Source organism: Bathymodiolus azoricus thioautotrophic gill symbiont (assembly GCF_001298715.1).
In the GTDB taxonomy this organism is placed as follows: domain Bacteria; phylum Pseudomonadota; class Gammaproteobacteria; order PS1; family Pseudothioglobaceae; genus Thiodubiliella.
Genome location: NZ_CDSC02000138.1, coordinates 1 through 3,903, shown reverse-complemented (window position 1 = coordinate 3,903; position 3,903 = coordinate 1). Strand labels below are relative to the sequence as shown.

The window sequence follows — 3,903 nt, the reverse complement described above, 5'->3', positions numbered from 1 at the left end:
TCGCCAAGTGGGTGAAAAGTAGGTTTCTGGTGATTATTTCTATTTATGCGAAGGCCTCTGATAAACACTATGAATTTTTAGTGCTATTTTTGTAGCCTCCATGTTTAGATTAAGGTATAATTACGCCTTTTTATTAATTGACAACTTTTTATACAATGGCCAATTCAGCAGGTTCTAAAAAACGCGCAAGACAAGCAGTTAAACGCAATAAACACAATTCTCAAATTCGCGCTAGAGTTCGCACTTTCGTTAAGAAGGTTGCTTATGCTTTAGAGGCTGGCAATAAAAAAGAAGCACAAGGTGGCTACGCTAAAATGCAAAAAGAGCTTGACCAAGCAGTTAGCAAAGGCTTAATGCACAAGAACCAAGTAGCTAGGAAAAAATCTCGCCTTAACGCACAGATTAAAGCGCTATAAATTTCATTATATTGCTTATAATAAAACCCTCAATTGAGGGTTTTTTTATGTATGAATAAAATTAACAAAGAAGACATTTTATTATTCAGAGATACTGTTAATACTCAAGCACCAGTGGACAAGGATGGCGTTAGTCGTATACGCAAACTCAAAAGAAAACCACCATTTACAGAATATAGTTATGTTATTGATGGCACGATTGCTGGCGAGGAAGTGGTGAGTTATGCAAAGAGTGGTATATCAGGGAAAATGATTAACAAAATGAAGCGCGGTCATATTGATAATATATCAGAACTAGATTTACATGGATATACGATAAAACAGACTTGTGAAGCTCTCTCAGAATTTATCTATCGTGAGCAATTTGAGCAATTTGTGCGCATCATTCATGGCAAAGGCTATCGCTCTGACAACAAAATGAGTGTGCTAAAAACCCAAGTGGTGAATTTTTTAAAACAGCATCCGCAAGTATTGGCGTTTCATTCTTGCCCACCTAAAGATGGTGGCACAGGTGCAATATTCGCATTATTAAAGCAATAAGGTGTAAGTGAATAATGCCACAATTTGATTTCGATACACATAATGCATTTAATCTCGATGAAATCTATTCAGTGTCGGGTTTCTTATCATTGTGTCATTCAACGATTGAAAACAATATCCCGACTTGTTGGCTCAAAGGTGAAATTTCAAATTTATCTCGCCCCGCTTCAGGGCATTGGTATTTCTCTTTAAAGGACGAACGAGGGCAAGTTCGTTGCGCTTTATTTCGCCTAAATCAACGCAATATTAAATTCAACCCAGAAAATGGCATGGAGATTTTGCTCCATGCTGCGCCAACATTATATGAAGCGCGTGGTGATTTTCAACTGATTGTTCGTCATATTGAGCCTGTAGGTGTAGGGAACCTGCAAGCCGCTTTTGAACAATTAAAAGCCAAGTTGCGTGACAAAGGCTTGTTTGATGCAAAACATAAAAAACCTCTGCCAGCAAAAGTTGATGCTATTGGTGTGATTTCTTCATCAAATGGTGCGGTGATTCAAGACATTATTAAAGTACTCAATAAGCGCTATCCGTTTGCTGAAATATTACTATTTGACTGTGTTGTACAAGGCGAAGGATCAGCAGAAAAACTAGCACAAGCACTTTATGCCGCCGACAAATCTGAGCGCTGTGATGTTTTAATTTTAGCGCGTGGTGGTGGCTCATTAGAAGACCTATGGGCGTTTAATGAAGAAGTGTTAGCCAAGGTCATATTTGCGACTACCACTCCAATTATCAGCGCTATTGGTCACGAAACTGACACCACTATTGCCGATTTTGTCGCAGACAAACGCGCACCAACGCCAAGCGCCGCTGCAATGATGGCAACACCTGATAAGTTAGAGTTATTAACCAAACTTAGCAGACTGCACGCCAATTTATTACAGCAAATGCAACAATATTTGGCTAATTATCAACACCAATTAGAGCAATTAAACTCAAAAATACCAAAACCCAATCAACAATTAAATGTGTTTTCACAAAGGCTAGATGTGCTACATTCAAATTTAAATTATTATGCAAAAACAACACTCAACCTAAACCAAAGTAAACTTAACACCCTATTTGAGCAGCTGAAACAACACTCGCCAAATACCGATATCACACACAAAAAAGAACTTAATCAGTTGGCAAAAACACAATTACGCAACAGTATTAAACGCACCATTACCGAGCAGAATTTAAACCTATCAAAGCTAATGCAAAATCTAGAAAAATCAATGCGTAGCAGCCTCGAACAACAACAAAATAAACTCTCTATGCATATCACAGGACTTAATCATCTCTCGCCACTCAATACGCTTTCTCGTGGTTATAGTATTTCTACGCTTAAAGATAATCGGGTGTTAAACACTACCACTGAGGTTAAAATAGGTGCATTAATAACCACGCGATTAAGTGATGGTAAAATTTATTCCAAGGTTGAAAAAATTGAAAAAAATTAGTCTCTTATTGCTTCTCCTCCCCAGCATTGTATGGGCAAGTATTCCCATTAAAAATACGCCAGTTCCTGGTGGCATTGCAGTGATTGATTTTAAAACTAACCATAGCAATCCAAAGGCGTTTTACCGTACAGTACCCCTGTATATACAACACATTAAAGACGACCATTGGCAAGCATTACTCGGCATTCCATTGATGGAAAAATTGGGTAAAAAATCCATTACTGTAAAAGATTTTTCCAGTCACATTTTTGAATTTGAGATTAAAGAACATGCTTACGAAGAACAGCACATCACCCTAAAAGGCAAAAAGAAAAAATATGTTAATCCAACAGATACACATATGCAACGCATCAAAAAAGAGCGCTTAGCATTGTCAAAGCCAAGAATGACTTTTTCTACTCAGTCCTTATCTGATGGTGCCTTCACTCGCCCTGTTGATGGGGTTACCACGGGCGCATTTGGGCTCAAACGCTTTTATAACGGACAAGCACGCAGACCCCATACTGGACTAGATTATGCAGGCAACACTGACACAGCGGTTAAAGCACCTGCTAATGGCAAAGTACTTTTAGTGGGCAATTATTTTTTTAACGGCAATGCGATATTCTTAGACCACGGACAAGGGTTAGTTAGCGTATATATTCACCTTAATAAACATTTGGTCAAACAAGGTCAATCGCTCAAACAAGGTGAGATTATTGGCACGGTTGGACAGACTGGTCGCGCCACTGGTCCACACCTGCATTGGGGTGTCTATCTTAATCGCACTGCTGTTGACCCAAACCTTTTGATGGGCAAGTAATCATGAAATCAAATGTCTCTTTACTGCGCAGATTAGGTGCTATTGCTTACGATAGTTTTTTAGCATTTTCATTGGCATTTTTTATTATTGGCGTTATTCTTATCATATTTTTTAAAAAACAAGTGCAAACCGATATTTTGATATTTTTCGTGGTTTTATCAACCTATTATTTTTACTTTGCTTGGTCGTGGGTTAAAGGCGGGCAAACTTTAGGTATGAAAGCTTGGAAGTTTCACATACAACAAAACAATGGCGAGCGCATCACGCATAAGCAGGCATTTATTCGCTTTATTTTATCTATTATGTTATTTGCAACCCTTGGGCTTGGTTTTATTTATCAATTATTTAATAGCGACAATCTCGCTCTGAATGATAAATTTTCAAACACACAGTTAACTAAAAATTAATCGTGCAAAGTTTTATTTCTCGATACTGGCTAAGCTTTATTCTTGTTTTTATGCTAACAGTCTTGCTTTATCAAAACTTCTTTATTAATCAATTTCCATTTTCATTAATGGAAAAACAAAGTATTATTGACAAAGAGGTGCGCAACAATCAACACATAAAACAGAAAAATAAAATAAAAAATATTGAATTAAAAGCGGTAAATGCAACAGACAGGGAAATATTAGAATCTCAAGCACGCTATCGCTTTGGTCTGATTAAAAAAGGTGAACGCTATTATCAAGTTAATGAATAA

General features: G+C 37.3%; 6 protein-coding genes. All 6 read left to right on the top strand.

The genetic code is table 11. The annotated features are described in order from the left end of the window. The first annotated feature begins 155 nt into the window (after nucleotides 1-155). The 6 genes from rpsT to BAZSYMA_RS02700 are packed head-to-tail and all read left to right on the top strand — an operon-like array spanning nucleotide 156 to nucleotide 3,903. Nucleotides 156-416, top strand: coding sequence for a 30S ribosomal protein S20 (gene rpsT / locus BAZSYMA_RS02725; RefSeq protein ID WP_090715387.1), 261 nt, complete (start codon nucleotides 156-158; stop codon nucleotides 414-416). Nucleotides 417-467: 51 nt separating this feature from the next. Further along, the gene (locus BAZSYMA_RS02720) at nucleotides 468-956 is read left to right on the top strand and encodes a Smr/MutS family protein (RefSeq protein WP_090715385.1); all 489 of its coding nucleotides are present in this window, start codon (nucleotides 468-470) and stop codon (nucleotides 954-956) included. A gap of 14 nt (nucleotides 957-970) precedes the next feature. Next, nucleotides 971-2,401 (top strand): exodeoxyribonuclease VII large subunit, encoded by a 1,431-nt coding sequence (gene xseA, locus BAZSYMA_RS02715; protein ID WP_090715383.1) that lies wholly within the window; start codon nucleotides 971-973, stop codon nucleotides 2,399-2,401. Beyond that, nucleotides 2,388-3,203, top strand: a complete 816-nt coding sequence (locus BAZSYMA_RS02710) for a peptidoglycan DD-metalloendopeptidase family protein (protein ID WP_237731605.1) — start codon at nucleotides 2,388-2,390, stop codon at nucleotides 3,201-3,203. The genes xseA and BAZSYMA_RS02710 overlap by 14 nt, the downstream gene beginning before the upstream one ends. A 2-nt stretch (nucleotides 3,204-3,205) precedes the next feature. Continuing rightward, nucleotides 3,206-3,610: an RDD family protein gene (locus BAZSYMA_RS02705; RefSeq protein WP_090715379.1), complete on the top strand. Its 405-nt coding sequence runs from the start codon at nucleotides 3,206-3,208 to the stop codon at nucleotides 3,608-3,610. Between the two features lie 2 nt (nucleotides 3,611-3,612). Beyond that, a complete protein-coding gene (locus tag BAZSYMA_RS02700; protein ID WP_090715377.1) occupies nucleotides 3,613-3,903 on the top strand; it encodes an FtsB family cell division protein in 291 nt (96 codons plus the stop codon).